The sequence below is a fragment of the Paenibacillus sp. J22P218 genome (genome assembly GCF_056269195.1).
On sequence record NZ_JBWDNL010000001.1, the window covers coordinates 1,352,593 to 1,376,362 of the forward strand.

The window sequence follows — 23,770 nt, forward strand, 5'->3', positions numbered from 1 at the left end:
TATTAGAAGTCTAGCTTCATTCGCGAGAAGTAGCCGTTGCTTGAGCCGATATACAGCTCATCGCCATTACGATTGATTAAGCCATTCAAAATGTCCTTTAAGCGCAAGTCGGGATACCCTAATATGACGTCCTGTAATCGGTTCAATTGCTTGCCGGTTTGCTTGTCAAGGAGCAATAGATCTTCGCCGTAAGAAAGCAGTAGCTTGTTATCCAGCACGATGAACTTGTTTGCTCCGTAGTAGGATACCGAACCCGTGAAAGAGGACTCTTTCGTTTTCCATAGCATTTTGCCATCTGCTTGGCTAACAGCCGTTGGTATGCCATCCACGGTCATGTAGACGACATCGCCATCGAAGACCGCTCCTGCTGCTTTGCCTGGAATAGACCATAACGTCTTGCCGTTTACCGCGTCGTATAACGCTGACTTATACTGCGTCGGCTCGACCTCCGTATTGTCATCTGCAGGCTGTTGAATGAGCAGGTATTGTCCCTCGAGCGCAAACACGAATTCATGGTCGCGTATCGTATACCTCGCTTTAACCTGCTTTGTTTTCGTGCTCGTATTCACTAATAGGATCTCATTGCCAAGCATAATCCATTGATCGGTCTTCTCCGGCTCGAAGGGGTTGATTGGCGACTCGATGAACGGGCGCGAATAATAGCTTGCCGGCTCGGCTTGTGTGCCTTGCGATGCTTCTTCCCACATGAGTTCGCCCGTAAGCGGATCGAATGCCTGCAATGTATTGTATTGAATAAGCATAATGGCGGCATAACGATCACTATCGTTTATAATCTCATAGCTGTCATTCGTTGACTTGGTCCACCTTTCTTTACCGGTCACAGCATCAAGGGCGATAATCTTGCCTTCGGCATTGGGAACGGATGATCCGGTATAGAGGATAATAGTGTTTCGCGCTCTGGCCACACTGAAGGGCTCACCCAGCTTTGTGCTGTCATATGTCCATACGGGCTTGCCGTCTGACAGCTTCACGCGGCTTAAGCGATTTACGTATTGTTGTGTAACGGGATCATAGTCAATGAACACGGTGGCATGGTCGTTATCGCTGTCCAAGTAAGCGTTGAAACCGCCAAACCCCGCATCAATCCGCCACAACGTCTCGCCGGTTTTCCGATCGACCGCGTACAGACCTCCGTTATTATGCATGCCGCTATAACCGCCGTCATCCCCTTTGAGCAGCAGGATGCGATCCGTAACAGCTTGCAAGTACGTATAACCTAGATTGTATTCGTTGCGCCATGTCCAATTCACAGCTTTGGTAGAGCTTGGCGGAAGTTCCCGGTATTCGTGCATGTATTCCGCAGGATACGTATAACTACTTAATTTCTTATGTTCATCTAAGGTTGCTGTCTGAATCAGACTCCATTCCACAACCTTCTTCTCCTTATTAAACGTAATCGTAAAATGGACTTCTCCCAGCTCATAGCGCCATGTAACGCCAAGTCGCATCGCTTCATCCGTCGTGCTCATATTGCGCGACGTTTCGATCATATTCGGTTCGCCCAGCAACTGTCTCACCGCTTCTGCATCCGTTCCTTTGGATATAACAGCCTCGATAATGGAGATTGCTTCGGTAATCGGGAGCGAACTATTCGCATCAAGGATGCCGCCTTGCACGCCTTCGCTCGATTCAATCTGTGCAGAAGGGATCCATAGCAACACAGGACGATTGGGCTGATATTCACCATAGGGGTTAACCGGCGATTGAAGAATGCCGTACCAGTCGTTCCAGCGGATAGCGCTGTAGATCGACTCGCCAAGATGAATGCCGTCCGTTGCCAACGTGCTGCCGGGGAATAAAGAATACTTTGCACCAGGCTTCACATTCAGCTTGACCGGTTGACTTACCCGAATCTCCTTGGCGGCGTCTGTACCGTACCAGATCGGTAGCCGGATGAGCCCAACTTCATCGGTAGTGAAGGCAATCCATTCGCCTCGCTGCTCGGACACTTTGAATGTATCGCCAGCTTTGCCGTAGTGACTGGCTTCAAGCGGGATTGACGTAGTGTCTGCTTCTCCTGCGAAGATCGGTGCTAGGGAGCTGAGTGTCACTTGGCCGTCTACCGTAAGCAATTGAAGCGGCGCAGCCGTCGGCGCAAGAGTAGGCTTGGGTGTCGCGTCAGTGGACGGGGAAGCAACAGGCAGATCTTCTGATTTGCACCCGATCGTCAGAAGAAGAGCGGAGATAAGCATGACTATGAGAATGATACGTAACCGTTGTGGCTGGCGATGAGGACTATCCATATGAACTCTCCCTTGAAATTGGATATTTTTCCATTTAGACGTGAAGTTGCGGAAAAAAGTTTCTGTGAGCGGTTGTTTTAGTTAGATTCATAGATTCAAGTAGTAGCGGGCAGGATGATATGGTATATTAATTCCAAAATATACCTTGGTACTAATGGAGATGAGCGATCCTATGAGCTTTGAGGTTATCGAAGCGACGATTACGTCTATGCAGGCTGCACTGACATCAGGAGAGATTACCTCTAGACAACTTACGCTTATCTATCTAGACCGAATAGCAGCTCATGACAAAAATGGGCTAACGATCAATTCGGTTCTGTGTGTTAATCCGGAGGCGTTACTTATTGCTTCGGCGCTTGATGCCGAGCGAGCTTCCCGAGGAGTTCGAGGGCCGTTGCACGGTATTCCTATTCTACTTAAGGACAACATCAATACAAAGGATCAGATGAGCACAAGCGCAGGTTCGCTGGCGCTGGCGGGCTCCTATGCGGGAGAAGACGCAACGGTTGTGAAGAAATTGCGGGAAGCGGGCGCCATTATACTCGGCAAAGCTAATATGACGGAGTTCGCGAACTTTATGACAGACGGCATGCCTTCGGGATACAGCTCGCGCGGTGGCCAGACGCTCAATCCGTATAACATCTCCAAGCCGACTGGCGGCTCGAGCGCAGGCTCCGGCGTTGCCGTTGCGTGCAACTTCTGTATGGTCTCTATTGGAACGGAGACGTCTGGCTCGATACTTAATCCGGCGAATCTGAGCTCGACGGTCGGGATCAAGCCTACTGTGGGGCTCGTTAGCCGTTCCGGCGTTCTCCCGTTATCGACGAGCCAAGATACGGTTGGACCAATCGCTCGGACGGTGACGGATGCGGCTATCGTCTTGAGCGCCATAACTGGCTATGATGAATCGGATGCGGCGACAGGGGCGATGCAGTGGAAGGGGCATGGCGATTACACGCATTATTTGGCGCGAGGCGGTTTGAAAGGTGCTAGAATCGGTATACCAAGAGATTATTATTTCGAGGAGCTGACGGAGGAGCAGCTTGCGACATTCGATGCTGCCGTCGAAGCGATGAGGGGGCAGGGGGCAATTATCGTTGATGCCGCCAATATTAAGACAGCTCGTCAAATCGTTTATTCCTCGGTTGTGCTTAATGAATTCAAGTCGGCGCTTAATGCTTACTTAAGCAAGCTGCCGGCAGGTGCGAAGCTGAGGTCGCTCAAGGATATTATCGCCTTCAATAATGAGCATCCCATTGAAGCGCTGCGTTACGGTCAGACGACGCTGCTTGCGGCAGAGACGACGACAACGGGGATGTTGACCGAAACGCCGTACTTGCGGGATCGCGCCGCCGATCTGCGGCTCTGCAAGGACGAGGGCATCGATGCGACGCTTGCTGAACATCAGCTCGACGCCTTGCTCTTCCCGGCCGACTTCGGCGCTAGAATTACGTCACGCGCCGGATATCCGAGTATCATCGTACCTGCAGGCTACACATCCGAAGGCGTACCGTTCGGCGTGACGTTCGCCGGAGCGGCATACAGCGAGCCGACGCTTATTAAGCTGGCCTATGATTACGAGCAAAGCTCGCTCGTCCGCAAGCCGCCGTCGCTTAAGAGTTACGTCTAAGGTCTGCTGCAACGCAGGCTAACGCTTAACTTTAAAGTGTACGACGGCGCTGTATACCATTTTTTCCATCTTAGGATGGAACGTAACCTGATGGCTGATGGAATGGACATCAAGCATAAGCGCCTTGTTCATATCGATCTGACTATTAACCATACGCTCCAGCGACTTCAAATCCGTCGCTTCAAAAAACTCGATTTTCGTATCCAATAAATCCAAGCGGAAATCCATTTTCGTAGTCCCCAATCTTAAGTATCTATTAATCATCGTTAATACTCATTATACCTATTCATAAGGAAGAGAGCGAGGGTGCACCCGAATTGATGGATCGCATTTGGAAGTACAAGTTTCATTACCTTATCGTATTGCCGGCATTACTGCTTATTGTTATCTTCAAGCTAATTCCGCTGTTCCAAAATATCATTTTATCGTTCGTGGACTATAAGCCGTTTCGCGGCTTATGGAGCAGTCCTTGGGTCGGCTTCGGCAATTTCAAGGCGCTGTTCGAGGAAGATTTTTTCTGGCAAACGCTTCGCAACACCGTTGTCATTCAGTTTGGTTTCGTATTCGTAAGCGCTCTTATTGCTTTGTTGCTGGCTCTTGCGCTGGGGGCCATAGCTTCAAGGGCGGTTAGAGCCGTGTTTCATACGATTTTCCTCATTCCTTACGCGGTGCCGTCGATCTTTATTGCCGGAATCGCCATGCTTTTATTGTCGCCGGATCATTCGCCTCTCAATCTGACCGATCAGCTGCTTCTTGCAAACCCGCTTTGGACGAAGCCGATCATCATAACGATTGAGGTGTTCCGAAGCTTAGGCATTCCGGTACTAATCGCTCTTGCTGCCATCTTATCCAATCGCGCGGCACAAGCGGCAGGAGAGCGCGTCAGATCGAATCTTGCTGCTGCAGCAAGAGCGATAGCTGCATATTCGATTCTCTGCCTATCGTTCCTTCTATCCGGCCAGCTTGAGCTGACGGCGAATTTAGTCTATCCTTTGTCGATGGAAACCGGCAACACGATCGACAATTACATCATGACGAACGGGCTGATGATGGCTAAATACAGCTTATCTTCGGCTGCGGGAGCAATTGTATCGGTTATCCAATTCGTTCTTGTGCTGCTGGCCTACCTGCTAGTGAGAGGCAAATTTCTGCGCGATTTGTTTAGCGGGATCCAACATCGGAATGCAAAGCAAGACGCTAATAAGAAGATTTCGTGGTGGGGGACGGCTATCTCCGCGATATATGCAGCGGCAGTGCTGCTATTCTTGTATTTCCTGCTGGTGGATCCTTTCACGAGAAACAGCGCCTCGGGCGTCAGTTTATGGGATCATATATCGGTGTGGAATATAGTCGGGTTTACGATTATTTATTTGGTTGCTGCTGTCGTCTTTATGCTCATTACCGTAACGCTTGCGTATCCACTGACCGTAAAAAGACTACCTGGCCGCAGCATCTATAAACTGTTTCTGCTCTTCGTGCTGCTCTTCGGCTCGAATCTGATTAGTGAATATATGTTTTACTTGGAACTTAGCATGGTGAATACGATATTTCCTCAAATGTTCATCGGATTTTTTGCGCTCGCTTCTGTCTTCGTGCTGAAGTCGATTTTCAATAGCCGTTACAGCGACCTGAAGGAACAGGCGGAGGCAGGCGGACGCGGCGAGCTGCATACGTTCTTCACGCTGTATATTCCGAAGATATGGAAGCCGCTGTTGGCGCTTGGCGTACTGCAATTCATTTCATTGTGGAATGCTTATTTACCTTCCATTATTTACAATGCTCGAGAAGATGGATTCTCACCAGTTGCTAAGGGATTTCGGTTGCTCATGAGCGATCCAGCGAACTTTTCTGATCCAAGCGTTTGGCAATATTGCGCGATTATGAGTTTGCCGCCGATCATTCTGCTGCTCGTATTCCGTAAATGGATTACTTCCGAGGTGCTCACTAGTCAGATTACAAAATGATTATGAAATACTATAGGTGTGAGCTATTAGCGGCTAACGAATGGTGATAGCGTTAGATGTGGATATATTGGATGCGTTTAATGATAGGAAGAGAGCTAGCTTCGCAAGAAGCAAGCTCTCTTTCTTGTTATTGGCTATACCCCAAATCTACCAGTTCATGTATACTGTTGGTATTGTTTATAGAAGGGGTTGCTTAAAGGGATGTATGTAGATCCGTCGTTGGTGCACAAGAAAGAAAAAACGTACTATGTAATAGCGCTCGTATTTAGTATTATAGCTTCGCTCGTATTGTTGATTTCGATTATAGGCATTTATATTTTATTGTTTATTGTCGTCGTGCCGCTCATTGCTCAAGCGATACTGAATGCGAGCATTCGAATAAATGGCGTGCGAATTACGCAAAAGCAATTTCCTGAGATATACGAAATCGTCTATCAACAGAGCTTGCGGATGGGGCTTCCATCGTTGCCGGATGTCTATATCATGGAATCAAGCGGGGTATTGAACGCCTTCGCAACCCGGTTCTTTGGCCGAAATATGGTCGTGCTTTATTCGGATTTATTCGAACTGATGAACAGAGGCGGGAGCAAGGAGCTGACGTTCGTCATCAGTCACGAGCTTGCGCACTTGCAGCGGAGGCATCTAACGAAACACCTGTTCATCATTCCAGCCATGTGGCTGCCGTTCCTTGGCGACGCCTACTCGCGAGCATGTGAGTACACATGCGACCGAATGGCTGCTCATTTCACAGAGGACGCTGAAGCGGCAATGAACGGACTAACCGTACTTGCAGTGGGCAAGAGCTTATACAAACAGGTGGACCGTGAAGATTATTTGCTTCAGAGCAGCAGTGAGCGCGGACTTTTCGTATGGCTCGCGGAGAAGCTGTCAACTCATCCTCCGCTTCCTAAGCGAATCGATGCGATTCAGAGGTATGTCGATCCGCATCTGGCTCCGCGCTACCGGTCGTCGAGGATGACGTACATTATAATTGGCTCCGTCTGTGTTGCGATCTTAGTTATGTTTATTACCGGAATTGTTTTATCCGCTTCGCTTTTCAAAGTGGCGACTGGCGCGTTTGAGGACAGTACGCAAAACGAGGAACTGCTGGATGCCGCATTGAACGGGGAAACTCTTCGCGTTACGGAGCTGCTGCAGGCAGGCGCTGATCCTAATACTACCGATTATGGTGGATGGACCGTGCTTATGAGTGCCGCTGATCAGAATAACTTAGAAATGGCAAAAGCGCTGCTTGAGTCAGGGGCATCGATTGATATGATCGAGGAAGAATATGAGAATACAGCATTGACGGTAGCCATAACAGGCGGCTATGTTGAAATGGCTAGGTTGCTGCTTGACCATCAGGCAGACCCGAATCTGCAGGACAGCTATGGATGGACGCCTCTGATGACTGCCGCATCACACGGTGATGAGAGTGCGGTTATGCTGCTGCTCGAATATGGTGCTGAACCGTCTACGATAGACGATTCGGGCTGGAATGCTTCTGACTATGCGTTAGAATCAGGTTACGAGGAGCTGGCCGAGAAGTTGAAGCCGGGAATAGGAGAGGCAGCTTAGCTGTTTCTCCCGCTTCATCATAACAAAGAAAGAGAAGCTTGATTGCTCAAGCTTCTCTTTCTTTGTTAAAGCTATGTATGATTGCTGTACCTTCATAGGTTCACTATGGTCGGGACGACACGATTTGAACATGCGACCCCCTGGTCCCAAACCAGGTGCTCTACCAAGCTGAGCTACGTCCCGTGAAAGAGATGGTGCCGTCGAGAGGACTTGAACCCCCAACCTACTGATTACAAGTCAGTTGCTCTACCAATTGAGCTACAACGGCGCGTTTTTCTCTTTGACACAAGATGTATTATTACACACAACTCGTCCTTTATGCAAGCTTTTTTTTAAAAAAATTTTGATCTAATTCTCAAGCTAGCTTTTGCCGCCGAACCATGCCTCGCTTAAGAGCCGAATACCCTCTGTAAGCTGGGCCTCCTCCATGCCTCCAAATCCAATCATAATATAACCCCCCGGACAATCAGCAGCATGATTCCAATGGCGGGAAGGGGAATAGACACGGCAGCCCGCCAGTTCTCCAAGCCGAAGCAAGTCCTCGCTTTGACGGCCCTTCACATGTAGCAATAGATGAAGACCGGAACGGTCGCCGATCACTTCGACGTGTTCTCCCATCCAGCGCTGAATAGCGGCCGTAACTGCTTTATGTTTCCCTTGATAGATGCGCCTCATCTTACGGATATGCCTGGCGAAATGTCCCCGACTCATGAATAGCGTAACCGCCTTCTGAATAATAGGGGAGACGGGCTGACTGTAACTTGCAAGCTTGCCTTGAACGGCTGCCATCAAGGTTGGGGGAAGGACAAGATAGCTTAAGCGTGCAGCAGGCAGGAAGGACTTGGAGAACGTTCCCATATAAATGACCTTGTCGGCCGTATCAAGCGCTTTGAGCGCAGGAACAGGTTGACCGTAATAGCGGAACTCGCTGTCGTAATCGTCTTCCAATATAAGCCCGTCACAATCAATCGCCCATTGCAGCAGCCTTGTTCGCTTATGAATAGGAAGCACCATGCCGACAGGGAATTGATGGGAGGGAGTCACGTAAGCGACCTGCACGCCAGCCGTATAAAGACGTTCAATCTGAATGCCGTCATGCTCCAAAGGAATAGGCGTTAAGGAACAGCCGTGATTGCGCAACACGTTCTTAACACCCGCATAGCCGGGTTCTTCCATGCCAATGCGTTGCTCTCGCAGCGACAGCAACTGACACAGCATGCTCACAGCATGTTGTGTTCCCGCGCATACGATAATTTGGTTGGGATGACAATGGACTCCGCGTGATTCGAAAGCGTAGCGGGCAATCTCTGCACGCAACTCAACATCCCCTTGATAGTGTCCGTAGCCAAGCACCTCGCTTGACCTGCTCGAGACGGCTTCGACGAGACAGCTTTTCCATACTTCGTGAGGAAACCGTTCGATCTCCATATCCCCATACTGGAAGTCATAATCGACTTTGCGCGGCAAAATAGGCTCGTCAGCCGTGTTCTCAAGCTCCGAATCCATCTCCGTCTTATCGGTCTTTAAAGGCCATACGAGCTCCTCCAGCGGTAATACGCGGTAACCGCCTCGTTCCTTGCTGTCCACATAGCCTTCCGACAGAAGCTGCTGGTAAGCCGATTCTATCGTATTTTTGCTGAGGCCAAGATGAAGCGCAAGCTGCCGGATAGCCGGCAATTGGACCCCTTCGGCAAGCGACCCCGCTTCAATCTGGGATCTAATATATTTGTACAGCTGCATGTAAACCGGCTGGCTGCTTCGTTTATCGAGTATGGGAGAGATGGCGATCATTGTCACGACTTTCACTGCCCCCTTTGAAATTATAGTTTTTGTCACTTTTCGCAGTGACAATGATTGTATAACATGACAGTAACACATATCTATTCCACTTGGGAAGGTGAAGCACATGTTTACCGTACGTCTCGATGTAAGAGCATGCAGCGATCAATCAAAGATCGATTTTTTTCTGAATCAAGCACAGACCGGATTTCTTGGTCTATCGGACGGCAAGCTGCCGTATGTAGTACCTCTTAATTTCGTTTGGTGGAATGGAGCGATTTATTTTCACGGAGCCGAGGAGGGGAGGAAGGTGACGATCATTGCGGACAATAACGAAGCATGCTTTACGGTTAGCGAAAATTACGGGACGATTACGCATCCAGTACCTGCGCATACCGATACCGCGTATATGAGCGTTATGATCTTCGGTAAAGCGGAGCATGTAACGGAGCGGGAAGAGGCGCACGCGGCGATGCAGGCGCTCCTTGACAAGTATGTGCCAGGCTTCTATAAGGATCCGCTGGCGAGAACGCATCTGGAGCGCTATCGCTCCTCCAAAGGCAGCGCAACCCATGTGTACAAAGTAAGCTGTGAGACGCTGACCGCTAAGGAAAATGCGACCGCCGAGGGTAGGATGTACAAGCCGGGACTAACAGTCGACCAGGCTAAGAGTTAGCCGGAAGCAATGGCAAGTTCAATCTGGCAAAAAAAAGAGGATGCTGCTCTGCGAATCCATTGGATTCACGGAGAATGCATCCTCTTGCTGATTAGGATAAAATTAGGCCAATTCGCCCTCGACAACGGGCTCGTTCTGTTGAATAAGCATCTCTACTTTACGAATGCGGTTTTTGCTCGTCTCGCGGATAATGAACATCAGGTTCTCGTAATGATGCTCCTTGCCCGGCTTCGGATCTTGCACTTGACTGTATAGCCAGCCGCCCACCGTATCGACATCCTCGTCCTCGAAGATCGTTCCCGTAAGGTCCGCTAGTTCATCAAGCGATACTTTTCCGTCCAGCAAGTAGCAATTATCTGCCAGCTGCTCTACGTCCTTGCGTTCATCGGCATCGAATTCATCGCGAATCTCGCCAACGATCTCTTCTAATATATCTTCAATTGTAATGAGTCCCGACGTTCCGCCGTATTCATCAACCAAGATAGCGATATGGACGCGTTCCTGTTGCATTCTCTTCAGCAGCGACTTAACTGGCGTTACCTCAGATACGCTAAGTACCGGATGAACAAGCTTCTTGAATTCAAAGTTGCTGTTCGATTCATATTCTAGGAAAAGCTGCTTCGTATTGATCATGCCTACAATATTATCTTTGCTCTCCAGAGCGACCGGGAAGCGGGTATATTGTTCTTTGCGAATGATTTCCATATTTTCTTGCAACGATTTGTTCGTATATAAACAGATCATATCTGTGCGGGGAACCATAATTTCCTTGGCTAGCAGCTCGTCGAATGCGAAGATTCGGCTCACATAACCGTATTCGGTATTGTTGATCTTCCCGCTCTGATAACTCTCATTAAGAATAATCTGAATTTCTTCCTCGGAATGAGCTTCTTCGTGCTCCTTGGCCGGCTTAAGGCCGAACAATCGTACGATTCCGTTCGCTGAGCCGTTAAGCAACCAGATGAACGGGTACATAATGGTATGGAAGAAAATGATTGGCTTAGCCGTTAGGAAGCTGATAAACTCGGCTTTCTGGATGGCCCAGGTTTTCGGTGCAAGTTCACCGACAACGACGTGTAGAAACGTTACTGAAACGAAAGCGATAATAAAGGATAAGATATGGCTAATATCACTATTGAGCTCAAATCGTTCAAATAAGGGTAAAAGCATTTTTTCAACGGTCGGTTCTCCCAACCAGCCCAGCCCGAGCGCAGTAATTGTTATACCTAGTTGGCAGGCTGACAAGTAGGCATCCAGATTGCTCGTAACCCGTTGAACGGCAAGCGCGTTCTTCCGGCCCTCAAGCACTAACTGATCGATTCTACTGGAGCGAAGCCGGATAATCGCGAACTCCGTTGCCACGAAAAAAGCAGTTAATAAAATAAGAAGAGCAACCATGAATAAATTGAATCCTATACCCATTTTCGTTTCTCACTACCCTTTGTTTTTTGAATTTTTTAGTTAACCAATCTGTACATCTCCTAACGTTAGGAGTGTGGTAATTAAACTATACCGAATGATTACAACATATGACAACCGTCGTATGAAACGTTAAGCGCCGTTTTTGCACGATAAACGGTATTTTGGAAAGCACGATAGCTTGTTTTCATTGAATATCGTCCCTTTACAACCCTCTAATGCGAGCATATGATAAGTTCATAAGAACTTGTAAGCAAATTTGACGAAGTCGTGAATGCGAGGAGGAAGGAATATGGAGTCCTTTACGCTTACTCGAAAAGAGATGGCGGAGCTGTTACTATCCTTACGCGGCAGCAGCAGTCAGAAGCCGATTCAAGTGCTGCAGAGCGCTTGGGCGAAGTCGCATCGGTACGATCTGGAGAAGGGGACGACATTGCCTGCCTTTCTCGCCACGCTTCTGCCGCCTATAATAGAGAAGTTAATTAAGGGCAGTGAGGTGAAAGGCTTCTCGCTGCAGGAAATATCGGCGCTTGGCCAGCTCATTGAATATTCGAACCTTTCCATTACTTCTATGCAAAATTGGGTCAAAAGAGACTTTAAGTCGTATTTTGACTGTCCGAAGGCTGGAAAGAAATATTCCCTTAATCAAGCTGCGCTGTTGTTCATTATCGATGATCTGAAGTCGAATCTCGACTTCGAGTCGATTCGTAAGCTGTTCGAGATCGTGCTCGGTAAGCCGGAAGACGAGTCCGAAGATCTTGTCGGTCCGATCGAACTGTACGCCACTTATACGAAGATGTTCGAGGAGCTCGACGCGAATAACGACCAACTGCTCGATATTACCGGCCATCTGAAGGGGCAGCCGCATCAGGACCTGCTTACAGAGGAGGTCATTCGAGGAGCGGCCAATCGGTTTGCGGACAGGCTGTCGGGATTGACGGACAAGCAGCGGGAAGCGATACGCAATATTTTGCTGGTAGCCGTCATATCGATTCAAACGTCCTATTTTCATACTCTCGCAAGAAGGTATTGCAATGCGACCCTGTTCCTGAATTCGCCATGAAAAAATAGGAAAAAGGGATGTACATGAGAGGAAATCTGTCCTATAATGTAAGCTGATGTAAAAAACAGACAAACTGAAAAAGGCAAACTTGTCGAAAGGCAAGGACGCAAAGTTATGGGCCTAAGGGGCAAGACGCTATGGCTGCCAGACCGCCAGCTGGTTAGATTAGCTTTATTTAGCTATCCGCCGACTGGGGCCTGGATAGCTTTTTTGCTATTTTTCGAGTAGACAGAGGGAGCGGGAGAATCAGCATGAAGGCAGCATCGTGGGCAACAACAGGAAAAGCATGGCTTGGGAAAGCACTGCAAACAGTAAGGCAAGTAAGCTTGAAAAAGTTGAACGGGAAGAAGATTACGACGAAGTTGTTTATTATCTCCGCCATTATTACCCTATTTAACTTAGGTGCTGGGGCATTCATCTATACCCAGAACTTGTCGGTAGCAAACGCGGTAGATGAGTCCGAGAAGCTGTCCGAAGCTGAGCGTAATTACCAAGCGGTGTCGGGCAAGCTGCTGAAGACGATGCTGAAAATGATCGATGCGATCGAGAACGGTACCGAGGAAGAGAACGCAATTGCGATTAAGACGGAGTTAGCGACAATCCCGACTAGCTTAGAGCAATTAAGTAAACAATTTGAAGCTATGGATATTAAATATCCAGCCGAAGAGAATGCTCAAAAATATGTGAATCAGATCAAGGTGCTGGATCTTGCCTATACGAATTTGAGCACGACTTCTATCGATGTCAATGCGTTAACGGCCGAAGAAAAGTCGCTGCGCGTGTCGGATCTGATCAGCGTTTATACGATCATTATTGATTTTTCGAAAGAAGCGATGGAGAAAAAATTGTCTGAGGATACGCAGGCTACGCAGAAGTCGCTTAACAAAAGCGTCGATAGCGCGAATGTAATCATTCTCGTGAATGTCATCCTATTGGCGGTATTGCCTGCCTTTATGATATTTGGCATTACACGTTCGATTAAGACCGGCTTGTCCGGCATTATGAAACGGATCGAAGCGTACCGGAACAATCAATTCACGGAGCAGTCGAAGCTGCAGCGCGCCGATGAATTCGGAGATATCGACGCATCGCTCGCCGACATGGGCAGCAACCTGCGCGAGACGATCAAAGCGACGATTGATGTGAGCGGTACGGTGCTAGGCGTATCGAACCAGATGACGGAGAAGATCGGCAGCAACCGTGATGCTTCCGAGCAGGTCAAAGGCCAGATCGAATATGGCAAGACGTCATTGCAAGCCCAGTATGACGACGCATCTTCGATTTCGGCGGTAACCGAGCAAATCTCGGCAAGCTCGGAAGAGATCGCCGCGTCCAGTGAGTACATAAATGGCGATATGCAGAAGATGAAGCAAGCATCGCTTAACGGCTCTGAGCAGATGGCGGGCGTTGTGCTGAAAGTGAATGAGACGGCACAGCAGTTCGATAAACTGACGGCCGCATTCGAATCGATGAATGAACGCTACGGCAATGTTGCGAAGTTCCTTGCAGGCATTCAAGATATTAATACGCAGACGAATCTATTATCGCTTAACGCATCGATCGAATCGGCACGCGCAGGCGAGCACGGCCGCGGCTTCGCGGTCGTTGCAGAAGAAATTCGCAAGATGTCGGGGCAGACCGACGCGATCTCGAAGCAGATTACGAAGGAGCTGGCGCTTATTCAAGCGGATGTCGCAGCCAGCGGCCGAACGATAAGCCAATTCTCGGATGTCATCAAGTCTACTCGAGAGACGTCGGAAACGGCCAGCGAAACGTTCCAGGCAATTGAAGCGCAGAGCGGAGTATTATCTGATCAAGTGAGTGAAATATCGACTGCGATCAATGAGATTACGCAAGGCATGACGCATATCGTTACGGCCGTCGATAAGCTGCTGGAGAAATCGACGGAAGTGAACGGCCAGATGGAAGGAATAAGCGGTCTGTCCGACATGCAGAACGGCATTTCCGACGAGCTGGGCGAGTTGTCGAAGCGGTTGACGGAATCATCGGAGGCGCTCAAGGAACGCGCTTCGGTATTCAAAATATAGGACAGGGCAGTCAGGTCAGGGAGTGCAGAGCGATAGCCGCTCTGCACTCTTTTTATTTATAAGCGGCAAAGAGTGTCGGACATCGATCAATATGTCGATAAAGAAGGATAACGTTCAAGAACAGCGAATGATGAACGTATACAGACGGCATTGCCTTTGAGCTAAGTTTAACTTACATATTGGAGACAGGTGATACGATGAGCGAAATGAACTTTCAAGTAAATTTACAGGGCATGATTGAACTGCTCTCCAAGCATCTATATTCGAATCCGGGCGTGTTCGTAAGAGAGCTGCTACAAAATGGCGTCGACGCTATCACAGCCCGCAGGAAGCTTGGGCATCAATTTGAGCCGAAAATATTATTCGAGCTATACGCATCGAAAACAATTGCGATTCATGACAACGGCATCGGCCTGACGGAGCCCGAAATTCACCGCTTCCTCTCGCAGATCGGAAGCACGTCTAAACGCGAGGAGTTGGATGGGGATGACGACTATATCGGCCAGTTCGGAGTCGGCATGCTATCCTGCTTCGTCGTAAGCGCTGAGATCGTGCTTATTACTCGTTCTGCGCTGGAGGGCGATGCGCTGGAATGGCGCGGCCGACAAGACGGCACGTATACGATCCGCAAGCTGAAGCGCGAAGCGCCGATCGGGACAACGATTTATTTGACGTGCAAGGAAGACTACGAGGAATATTATGAATGGTATAAATTAGAGCAGCTTATGTCGCATTACGGCGAGTTTCTGCCGGTGCCGATTAGTTTGTCCGAGGACCGCTATGAACGAAAGATTAACGGTGCGCTGCCGCCTTGGCAATTGGACGCTCAGCATGCGCTGGAATATGGCGAGGCTCAGCTCGGCCACCGGTTTCTAGAGGCCATTCCGATCAAGTCGCTGATTGGCGAAGCGGAAGGCACGGCCTACATTCTCCCCTTTGCTGTAAGTCTGCAAGCAGAGAAGAAGCATAAAGTATATGTGAAACGGATGCTGCTCTCCGATCAGATGAGTCAAATATTGCCCGAATGGGCTTTTTTCGTCACATGCATCGTGAATGTGGGGGGGCTGAAGCCTACCGCATCGCGGGAGTCATTTATTGAGAACGAGCTGTTCTATACCGTCCGGGATGAGCTGGGACAATGTCTGAAGCGCCATCTGATGATGCTTGCTCTGACTGATCCCGATTTGTTCGAGAAAATCGTGAAGATTCATTACGTTTCGTTGAAGGCTTTGGCTGTTGAGGATAACGAGTTGTACCAGCTGTTCATTCGCCATCTCTCGTTCGAGACGCCTTACGGCATGATGCGCATGGGAGATATTTTGCAACACAGCTCCAATATCGTAGTCTCGTCGACTTTAGACGAGTTCCGCCAAGTGGTTCGCGTGGCGAAAGCGCAGAAAGTAATGGTCATTAATGGCGGCTACGTGCATGACTTTGAACTCGTACGCAAGCTTGAGGAGTATGACGGGGAGATCCAGGTAGGGGTCCTTGATCCGATTAACTTCTCTAATCTGTTCCAAGATTTAACGGCGCTTGAGCTTCGCTTAGCTTCGCCCTTCCTAGCGCTTGCGGACAAGCTTCTAGAGCGATTCCAATGCCGCAGCGCGGTGAAGCGGTTCGAGCCCAAAGAGCTTGCCGTTCTATATAATACGAATGAAGAATTCAACTTCTTGCGGATGGCGGAGCAGACGAGAGCCGAGTCGAATGAGCTGTTCGACAGTGTTCTAGATGTTGTCATTCATCAAATCCACGATGTGCCTTATGCAAGGCTTTGCTTTAATTACAATAATCCGATCGTGCAGCAGGCCATTACATGCGGCAACCCGGAGATGCAGAAGCTAAGTATCGAGACGTTGTATACCCAGTCGCTGCTGCTAGGGCATTATCCAATGAGCTCGGAGGAGATGCAGCTGATGAACGAGTCATTCATGCGTTCTCTCTCGATCGGACTTGGTCAGGCAGGTGGCAATCAGGGATGAAGCAACGATACGATGAGCTGCGCAATGAGGCTTGGAGCCTGCCGGACGGCAAGCAGAAGGTGACGGTGCTGGAAGAGGCTGTTCGCATCGCCGATCTGTACATGTCGAAGGAAGAAGCCTATCACGCAAGAATGACGTATTCGGAGGCGGCATTAGTGTCAGGATTCGAGGAACGCTTCATCGTCTCCTTCGCCTGGTGCTTATCGCAATTCGAGAAACAGCCGGATCTATACGATAATCACCAGATCATTTGGCATTACAAGTGGTTGGTCGGTATTATATGGCGGTTTCCGCAATTTGGAGCTGCCCAGATCGAAGACATCTTTGATGATTTTAAACGAAAATGCCTACAATACGGACACAGCCTGCGGCCTTATTATTCGAAAGTTCATCTTTATGCGCTAGCGGGCGGGCATGCCGAGCTTGCCCAAACGTATTACGAGCAGTGGAAAAAAGCGCCATATGACCAAATGTCCGATTGCCGGGCTTGCGAGCAAAATTTATTCGGCTATTTCCACTTAACAACTGGTCGTTATAAGAGGGGACTGCAGACATTGAAGCCGATATTAAGCGGCAAGATGTCCTGCCGTTCGATCCCGCAAAATACGTACAGCCATGTCCTCATGCCGTTGCTCGAGACCGATCAGCAGGAAGAGGCGGCCAAGCTTGCACGCAAAGGCGCGCGGATGCTGAATGGTCCCGGCTACTTAGAAGAATACGGCAGACTGATCGGTTATTATTCTGCAACGGACTTGAACAAAGCGGCTAAACTGTTGGAGAGCACAGCCGAATATGTGTTGAGCAACAAAACAGACTGGAATCGATTCCAATATTTGATCGGGGCTAGAGCGTTCTTTACGCTGTGGAATGAGAAGAAGCGGAGAAGGAAACTGCTTGTTCACAATTCTTTCACAAGCGAATGGGTAGAAGCCGAAAGTGAAAGGCTGGCAAGGGCTTTCGATACTCGCAACGGCAATGATTATTGTCAGGTGCAGCTAGCGCAAAAGATAAATCAAGTTTGGAAGCGTCGTACTCATTGATCGGACTGTTGACGACAATCGAATGGTAGTGGTTCAATTGTAATAACGACAGCAGAGAGGGTAATGATTCGATATGTTGAAACAATTTTTGAAAGCTTCACGAATTCGCGTAATTCCGGTCATGCTCATACCAATCGTTATGGGATCGCTGGCTGCTTATGTATGGGACGGCGTGTTCGATGCATGGCTCTTCTTATTGACCTTGATTGGCGCGGCATGCGCGCATCTGTTCTCCAATATGATCAATGATCTATGGGATTACTACAATGGGACCGATGAGGCTGCTCATGCTAACAAGGATGCCATCTCGACGAACTCCGGTTATTTGACGGGCGGTACATGGAGCGTCAAAAAGTTCGCTTTCGTCACTTGGCTGCTGTTCTTTATTGCAGCGGTGTGCGGTATCGTTCTAAGTATTTACAGCGGCTGGGAAGTTATGGTGTTCGCCGTTCTTGGCGCGCTGCTGGCTTACTTCTATGTAGCGCCGCCGATTCGCTTCGGTTATCGCGGCAAAGGCTACAGCGAGCTTGCTATTCTTTTTTCATTCGGCATTTTGCCGGTAGTAGGCTCGTACTATGTACAGACGCTGCTGCTCGATACGCGGGCGTTGCTGCTGTCGCTGCCGATCGGCTTCTTGACGACGCTCATCTTGTTCAATCATCACTTCCTGCATTGGCAGGCTGACCGCGAAGCCGGCAAACGGACGCTAGTTGTCGTTTGGGGCGAGCGCAAAGCGCTGCTTTTCTCGCAGGTGCTTATGTATTTGGCTTATTGTGCACTCGCAATATGCGTCATTCAAGAAGCGCTTCCTGTTTATGCTCTGCTGGGCATTCTAACGGCTATTCCGCTTTATCTCGTATACGGTAAGCTGGGAACTCGCAATGAATCGAAGGCGTATTTGCCATTAATGGGCGGCTCTTTGAAGGCAACTATGCAATGCGGCGTTATTATGATCGTTTCGTTATTCATTCAAGGCATCATCCAATAATATCATTACACAACGAAGAAAGAGGTACACATCATGGACAAGCAATGGGTATTAGGCGACTTTCATACGATTCTAAACGAAGGCGAAGTTTGGAAAATGGGCGGTTTTCCATTGCCTGACGGCAGCTTCTGGCAATATCGCGAGCCTGACGCGGTAGTTATCGTCCGCAATGGACTGCTCTATGTACGGGCACCGCTCAGCCGAAGCCATGACCGTATCCAAATTCTAGACAACGCCAAGCATATGTATTACTCGGCAGAACCGGTTATCGTGCCGGAGGGCGGAGAAATCAGCTTCGAGCTTCAGATACGAGCACGCGCGCAAAATACGGCTAAGGACGATCTGTACGACGGCTTCGTATCCTTGAACCTGCTCGATTTCACAACAGGCGGGGCGCTAGATTTCTTCGCATCCCCGGACAAGTATGCAAGCGTATATGCCGTATTGCCGTTTCCGGGTGTGAAGGTGCCTGAGACCGACCAAACGCGGTATTTCTGCGTATTTAAAGAAGATACCGACTTCGATGCCGGACAGTTCAATACGTATAAGATCGTATACAGCCAAGCCAAGGATGAAGTCGTGTTTTATGTAAACGGCAGAGAAGTGCGCCGCGAGCAGAACGTTCCGGTTAAGTTCAATCAATTCGTAGTCGCGCTCGGGATTATGACCGAGAAAGATCTCACGCCTGAAGGCAGCGTCTCCGTACACGGCCAGACGGTTATCGGAGAATGGTCGCCGGTAACGATCGAGATAGGTTCATAGCATCAGATACGCAAAGGAGCTAACGCATGCTGTTCGTTCTAATCGCATTATGGGCCATAGCGGCCATCTTATGGTTATCCGATCGCCGCTCGGACATTAATCGTCGATTAGGCGCCGTTGCATTCACCGGCGGCGCAGGTGCGCTGGCGGCCGTTCTTGATTTAAGCTGGATTCCGGCAGCGACAGAGGCTGGAATGAGCGTCAGCGGCCAGCAGATGCTCTATTACGTGCAGGCCGTATCGTCCTTGACGTCTTATTACGGTCTGCCGTATTTTTTCCTATTATTCGCACTTGCCTATCATCGCATTCGTATGCCTCTCGTTTTATATAAGCTGGTGCAAGGGCTCCTTACACTCCCCATTTTGTGCTGTATCCTATTCACGCCGTTTTACAACGAAATGTATCCGATTACGTTCAAGCTAGTTGTATGGTGGGCCGTTCCGTATATCTTGTTCGGAACAGTGCTCATATTGCTGAAGCGTCAGCCTTATGCGGCTTTGTCCAGAAAGCATTGGATCGTATGTTCGGCTGTATTGCCGCCCGTCTTGTTCAGCATGGTGATGAATTACGTGCTTCCAAGTATGGGGATGCTTCGAATGTGGGTATATAATACATGGTTCGTAGGACTAGGCGCAACCGTATTTGTCGTAGGTTTGTTCACTTACGGCTTTATGGGAGTGAGAGTATTGATTGACCGGCGAAGATTCGATACGACGTATCGTGCAGTCACTTCAGGCACGGCGATCTTGAACCATGCAATCAAGAACGATGCTGCAAAGATGCGATTGTTCTCCGAGAAAATGAAGGCGTATGCAATCGAGACAAATCAAGCAGAGCTGCTGGCCGATATCGAGACGGTGCTGTCAGCGTCGAAGCATATGCAGGATATGGTAGGAAGAGTGCATCGGCGTACGGAAGACTTGACGTTAAAACCTCACCGGGAGCTGATTACCGATGTAGTGGCCAGAACGGTGAAGCCCATTGAGGCGCTCTATCCCCGCGCGAGCTTCCAGCTTGCACTTACGGAAGGTTGGAGCGGCATGATTGATTCGGCTCAGATCGGCGAAGCTCTTGGCAACCTTGTTGTAAATGGGGTGGAGGCAATGAAGGGCGAGGGCGAACTGCGCATTACATTAAGCGAGCAGAAGCGCGAGCTTGTCATTGAAGTCCGTGATTCAGGTGCGGGAATGGACAAAAGCCAAATAGCCAAAGCGTTTGAACCTTTCTATACAACGAAAGCCGGCAGCGGTTCGAACTTCGGATTAGGTTTGCCATATGCGTTCCAAGTGATGCGAAAGCATAAGGGAGCGCTTCATGTGATGAGCAGACCGGGGCAAGGCACATCGGTGCTTATGGCGTTTCCTAAGAAAGCGATTCAGGCAGCGAAGACAGAATCGCTCATGAAGAAGGGGGAGGAAGCTCATGCCGTCGATTAAAGTATGGATAATAGAAGACGATCTGGATTGGCTTCGGGGTTTGACGGCTTTCTTGAACAAAGAGCAGGATATCGAGGTCGTATGGACCGAATCCGATCCGCAGCAAGCTCGTCAAATGATTCAGTCACAGACGATGGATGCCGCAGATGTGATCTTGATGGACATAATGATGGAAGGGCGGCCAGAAGGAATTGAGCTTGCCGACGAGGCGAGCAGGCGAACAGGAGCCCGCATCATCATGCTGACGTCCATGGAAGAGAAGGAGCTCATCTTTCGTTCATTCCAAGCTGGCGCGATCGATTATCAGATCAAGTCGGACTTTGAGACGTTGCCGGCAGCTGTTAGGGCAGCTTATGCGAAGCAGTCGACGATTAGCGCAGCGGCAGCCGAGCAGATGCGGGAGGAATTCCGAAGGCTGAAGCTTGTCGAGCGTGAGTTCGAGGTGAAAAAGGTTGAAGATTTGATCACTCCTTCGGAGCTACAGCTCCTGAATTTGATCGACCAAGGTTATTCGCAGACACAGATCGCCGATAAGCTCGTCGTGTCGCTGCGAACAGTAAAAAATCATGTCAACCATATATTAAAGAAGCTGCACCTGCCCGGATCGAAGGAAGCGGCCAAGAAAGTAAAGGATTTAGGGCTGTTAAATAAGGAGGATGGTACCAAATAAACTTGGTACTATTTTTTTTGTCCTAATATTGCAAAAATAAGGAAAGAAGTACAAAGATAAGTTCCGTAAAGGGAAGGATCGTGTGCCATGTCGTTCGAAATGTTTACCGCTGCGCACTACGCTGCGTTGCTGTCGGCGATTATTGTCTTCGCAAGCATCTTCTTGATGCGCAAGAGGCTTCGCGTACCTGTTGTTAACCGATATTTCCGCATTACGTTGGCAGTGGTGCTTATAAGCTGTGAAGTCGCGCTCCAGGCTTCTTACATCATCGAAGACGAGTGGTCATTCGGATCGCTTCCGCTTCAGCTGTGCAGTATTACACTGCTTATTGCGGCAGTACTTCTCTTGACCGGCAGCAAACGGTTGTATGACATCGTCTTTTTCCTTGGGATCCTGGGAGCGATGCAAGCGTTAATAACGCCGAATCTCGATTGGGGTTTCCCGCACTTTAGGTACTTCCATTTCTTCATTGCGCATATTGGCATCATTGCCGCTGGATTGTTTATCCTTGTCATTGAACGTTACAAGCCGACATATAAGTCCATCTTGCGCGCATGGGTCTGGCTGCACGTATTGGCGATTCCGGCAGCGTTAACGAATTATTTGACGGGCTATACGAACTTTATGTTTTTGGCGCGTAAGCCTGGTACGGCATCATTGCTGGATATGCTTGCGCCATGGCCTTGGTATATTTTGCAGCTGGAGATCGTTGTTGCAATGCTGTGTGTATTGCTCTTATGGGGTGTGGCATTGGTTCGCAGGATTTATAGATTGAAAGGCATTAAAGCTCGGATCTAATCCTGTGAGGAATGCTTATCCTTTCTAGACTAATGGCGAAAAGGCTGGGGAAAATAAATTGTCGTCCTAAACATTGAACCGAAAGGCAGGAGAGGCAATGACAGCTAACACCACATTGAATGAGACGGGGACATCGGCTGCTTTCATGGAAGCCGTAAAGCACCGTCGCAGTATTTACGGCATAAGCAAGCAATCCGATATTTCAGACGAGAAGATCGCTCAGATCGTGCAAGATGCCATTAAGCATACGCCATCTGCCTTCAACTCGCAGAGTGCGCGAATTGTTCTGCTGCTCGGGGCAAACCATGATAAGCTCTGGGATCTTACGACGAGTACGCTGCAAGGCGTCGTTCCTGCCGATAATTTCGAGCCAACCCAGCAGAAGATGGGGAGCTTCAAGAACGGTTATGGCACCGTATTGTTTTTCGAGGATCAGACAGTCATTGACGGTCTTATGAACAGCTTTCCCGCTTATGCGGAGAACTTTCCGCTATGGTCCCAGCAATCATCCGGCATGCATCAATTTGTCGTGTGGACAGCGCTCGAGAATGAAGGATTCGGAGCATCTCTCCAACATTATAATCCGCTCATTGACGATCAGGTCAAGGCGGCATGGTCCATTGCAGATTCTTGGAAGCTGGTTGCACAGCTGCCATTCGGCAAACCAACCTCACCTGCAGGAGAGAAGGAATACAAGCCGATCGAAGAGCGTGTCAAAATCTTCAAGTAATCAAGTCGCCGTTCGAAGCGTGATCGCTTTGAGCGGCGATTTTTATTTGCAACTGGCGGTCCGCTCTAAAAAGCGATACAATAAAAACCGATATAACAGACATACGCAAATATCCTTTAACATATGAAGGTACATAGCTAGGGAGGTAATTATGAGCATTGACCCACGACAGATGAAAGCTTTACTGCAGCTTCAGCTTGCTCCGAGCGTTGACTTTAAAGCGAATTCCAATCCGCTTACGAAGACGGAGACGGACGGCACACCTTCCTTATTCGATACGTTATTATCGCAATATATGAGCGGCGCGACGGAGACAGGCACAGATGTTGCTTCGACGCTCCCGACTGATCTGTTATCGCAGCTATCGTCGCTTGGCAGCCTTAGCGGTCTAAGCAGCTTATCCGAGCTTGGCCTTTCCGACAGCTATCCGGATGCAGAATGGACGGGCTCTGGACAATATGATTCGCTAATCCAGCAAGCCTCGGCTAGATTCGGCGTCGATCCATCCTTGATCGAAGCGGTAATCAAGACCGAGTCCGGCTTCCAAAGCGATGCGGTATCTTCCTCAGGAGCGAAAGGGCTTATGCAGCTGATGGATGGAACAGCTAGAGGACTTGGCGTAGGCGACGTGTTCGACCCGGAGCAGAACATTAACGGGGGAACGAAGTATTTGTCGCTGCTTTTGGGCAAGTATAACGGCAATGAGCAAGTCGCGCTTGCCGCGTATAATGCCGGACCGGGCAGAATCGACCGTTTGGGCATCGGAACGAACGAAGAGCTTCAATTGGCTATCGACAGCTTGCCGGAAGAAACCCAACGTTATGTTGTAAAAGTGCTTCAAGCTATGCAATAATTCATTTAATTTATCCGTGGAACGATTGTGCATGCCGCAGCTTGGAGGCGGAGTCGCTCCTGCTTGAGATCACGACAGTTGCCGCATCGCTAG

General features: G+C 49.2%; 19 protein-coding genes, 2 tRNA genes and 1 riboswitch. Of the genes, 15 read left to right on the forward strand and 6 right to left on the reverse strand.

Annotated features, from left to right (window positions below; all coding sequences use genetic code 11):
* Nucleotides 1-2 precede the first annotated feature (2 nt).
* Nucleotides 3-2,264 (reverse strand): outer membrane protein assembly factor BamB family protein, encoded by a 2,262-nt coding sequence (locus AC0YN0_RS05460; protein WP_475820355.1) that lies wholly within the window; start codon nucleotides 2,262-2,264, stop codon nucleotides 3-5.
* 172 nt (nucleotides 2,265-2,436) lie between these two features.
* On the opposite strand from AC0YN0_RS05460, the gene AC0YN0_RS05465 reads away from it, so the two are divergent.
* A complete protein-coding gene (locus AC0YN0_RS05465; protein WP_475820356.1) occupies nucleotides 2,437-3,894 on the forward strand; it encodes an amidase family protein in 1,458 nt (485 codons plus the stop codon).
* An 18-nt stretch (nucleotides 3,895-3,912) separates the two neighbouring features.
* On the opposite strand, the gene AC0YN0_RS05470 is transcribed toward AC0YN0_RS05465, so the two are convergent.
* Nucleotides 3,913-4,122 carry a YrzA family protein gene (locus tag AC0YN0_RS05470; protein ID WP_337098573.1) on the reverse strand — a complete coding sequence of 70 codons (210 nt, stop codon included), beginning with the start codon at nucleotides 4,120-4,122 and terminating at the stop codon, nucleotides 3,913-3,915.
* Nucleotides 4,123-4,211: 89 nt separating this feature from the next.
* On the opposite strand from AC0YN0_RS05470, the gene AC0YN0_RS05475 reads away from it, so the two are divergent.
* Together AC0YN0_RS05475 and AC0YN0_RS05480 are read left to right on the forward strand one after the other, a co-directional pair.
* Nucleotides 4,212-5,858, forward strand: a complete 1,647-nt coding sequence (locus tag AC0YN0_RS05475) for a hypothetical protein (RefSeq protein ID WP_475820357.1) — start codon at nucleotides 4,212-4,214, stop codon at nucleotides 5,856-5,858.
* Between the two features lie 201 nt (nucleotides 5,859-6,059).
* Complete coding sequence (locus AC0YN0_RS05480; RefSeq protein WP_475820358.1) at nucleotides 6,060-7,436, forward strand: M48 family metallopeptidase; 1,377 nt, start codon at nucleotides 6,060-6,062, stop codon at nucleotides 7,434-7,436.
* Between the two features lie 106 nt (nucleotides 7,437-7,542).
* Here the strand turns inward: AC0YN0_RS05480 and AC0YN0_RS05485 are convergent.
* The 3 genes from AC0YN0_RS05485 to pdxR form a co-directional block, all read right to left on the reverse strand.
* Nucleotides 7,543-7,619 (reverse strand) — tRNA-Pro (locus AC0YN0_RS05485).
* Nucleotides 7,620-7,628: 9 nt separating this feature from the next.
* A tRNA-Thr gene (locus AC0YN0_RS05490) sits at nucleotides 7,629-7,704 on the reverse strand.
* A gap of 92 nt (nucleotides 7,705-7,796) precedes the next feature.
* Nucleotides 7,797-9,227: a MocR-like pyridoxine biosynthesis transcription factor PdxR gene (pdxR, locus tag AC0YN0_RS05495; RefSeq protein WP_475820909.1), complete on the reverse strand. Its 1,431-nt coding sequence runs from the start codon at nucleotides 9,225-9,227 to the stop codon at nucleotides 7,797-7,799.
* A gap of 115 nt (nucleotides 9,228-9,342) precedes the next feature.
* On the opposite strand from pdxR, the gene AC0YN0_RS05500 reads away from it, so the two are divergent.
* Nucleotides 9,343-9,891 carry a pyridoxamine 5'-phosphate oxidase family protein gene (locus AC0YN0_RS05500; RefSeq protein ID WP_475820359.1) on the forward strand — a complete coding sequence of 183 codons (549 nt, stop codon included), beginning with the start codon at nucleotides 9,343-9,345 and terminating at the stop codon, nucleotides 9,889-9,891.
* A 102-nt stretch (nucleotides 9,892-9,993) separates the two neighbouring features.
* Here AC0YN0_RS05500 and AC0YN0_RS05505 read toward each other — a convergent pair whose 3' ends face one another.
* The gene (locus AC0YN0_RS05505; protein ID WP_475820360.1) at nucleotides 9,994-11,313 is read right to left on the reverse strand and encodes a hemolysin family protein; all 1,320 of its coding nucleotides are present in this window, start codon (nucleotides 11,311-11,313) and stop codon (nucleotides 9,994-9,996) included.
* Between the two features lie 289 nt (nucleotides 11,314-11,602).
* On the opposite strand from AC0YN0_RS05505, the gene AC0YN0_RS05510 reads away from it, so the two are divergent.
* The 11 genes from AC0YN0_RS05510 (at nucleotide 11,603) to AC0YN0_RS05560 (ending at nucleotide 23,677) form a co-directional block, all read left to right on the forward strand.
* On the forward strand, nucleotides 11,603-12,373 hold the full coding sequence (locus AC0YN0_RS05510) for a DUF1836 domain-containing protein (protein ID WP_475820361.1): 771 nt from the start codon (nucleotides 11,603-11,605) through the stop codon (nucleotides 12,371-12,373).
* A 71-nt stretch (nucleotides 12,374-12,444) separates the two neighbouring features.
* Nucleotides 12,445-12,530: riboswitch (cyclic di-GMP riboswitch) on the forward strand.
* Nucleotides 12,531-12,624: 94 nt separating this feature from the next.
* Nucleotides 12,625-14,421: a methyl-accepting chemotaxis protein gene (locus AC0YN0_RS05515; protein WP_475820362.1), complete on the forward strand. Its 1,797-nt coding sequence runs from the start codon at nucleotides 12,625-12,627 to the stop codon at nucleotides 14,419-14,421.
* A 197-nt stretch (nucleotides 14,422-14,618) separates the two neighbouring features.
* Nucleotides 14,619-16,400: an HSP90 family protein gene (locus AC0YN0_RS05520; protein ID WP_475820363.1), complete on the forward strand. Its 1,782-nt coding sequence runs from the start codon at nucleotides 14,619-14,621 to the stop codon at nucleotides 16,398-16,400.
* Nucleotides 16,397-17,440 (forward strand): hypothetical protein, encoded by a 1,044-nt coding sequence (locus AC0YN0_RS05525; RefSeq protein ID WP_475820364.1) that lies wholly within the window; start codon nucleotides 16,397-16,399, stop codon nucleotides 17,438-17,440. The genes AC0YN0_RS05520 and AC0YN0_RS05525 overlap by 4 nt, the downstream gene beginning before the upstream one ends.
* 73 nt (nucleotides 17,441-17,513) lie before the next feature.
* Nucleotides 17,514-18,428 carry a UbiA family prenyltransferase gene (locus AC0YN0_RS05530; RefSeq protein ID WP_475820365.1) on the forward strand — a complete coding sequence of 305 codons (915 nt, stop codon included), beginning with the start codon at nucleotides 17,514-17,516 and terminating at the stop codon, nucleotides 18,426-18,428.
* A gap of 33 nt (nucleotides 18,429-18,461) precedes the next feature.
* The gene (locus AC0YN0_RS05535; protein ID WP_475820366.1) at nucleotides 18,462-19,190 is read left to right on the forward strand and encodes a DUF6081 family protein; all 729 of its coding nucleotides are present in this window, start codon (nucleotides 18,462-18,464) and stop codon (nucleotides 19,188-19,190) included.
* A 26-nt stretch (nucleotides 19,191-19,216) separates the two neighbouring features.
* On the forward strand, nucleotides 19,217-20,626 hold the full coding sequence (locus AC0YN0_RS05540; RefSeq protein ID WP_475820367.1) for an ATP-binding protein: 1,410 nt from the start codon (nucleotides 19,217-19,219) through the stop codon (nucleotides 20,624-20,626).
* Nucleotides 20,613-21,296: a response regulator transcription factor gene (locus AC0YN0_RS05545; RefSeq protein WP_475820368.1), complete on the forward strand. Its 684-nt coding sequence runs from the start codon at nucleotides 20,613-20,615 to the stop codon at nucleotides 21,294-21,296. Before AC0YN0_RS05540 ends, AC0YN0_RS05545 begins: the two co-directional genes overlap by 14 nt.
* 87 nt (nucleotides 21,297-21,383) lie before the next feature.
* Entirely contained in the window at nucleotides 21,384-22,094 is a 711-nt protein-coding gene (locus tag AC0YN0_RS05550; RefSeq protein WP_475820369.1) for a YwaF family protein, read from the forward strand.
* 97 nt (nucleotides 22,095-22,191) lie between these two features.
* Entirely contained in the window at nucleotides 22,192-22,824 is a 633-nt protein-coding gene (locus AC0YN0_RS05555) for a nitroreductase family protein (RefSeq protein WP_475820370.1), read from the forward strand.
* A gap of 151 nt (nucleotides 22,825-22,975) precedes the next feature.
* Nucleotides 22,976-23,677, forward strand: a complete 702-nt coding sequence (locus AC0YN0_RS05560) for a lytic transglycosylase domain-containing protein (protein ID WP_475820371.1) — start codon at nucleotides 22,976-22,978, stop codon at nucleotides 23,675-23,677.
* The last annotated feature ends 93 nt before the right edge of the window (nucleotides 23,678-23,770 follow it).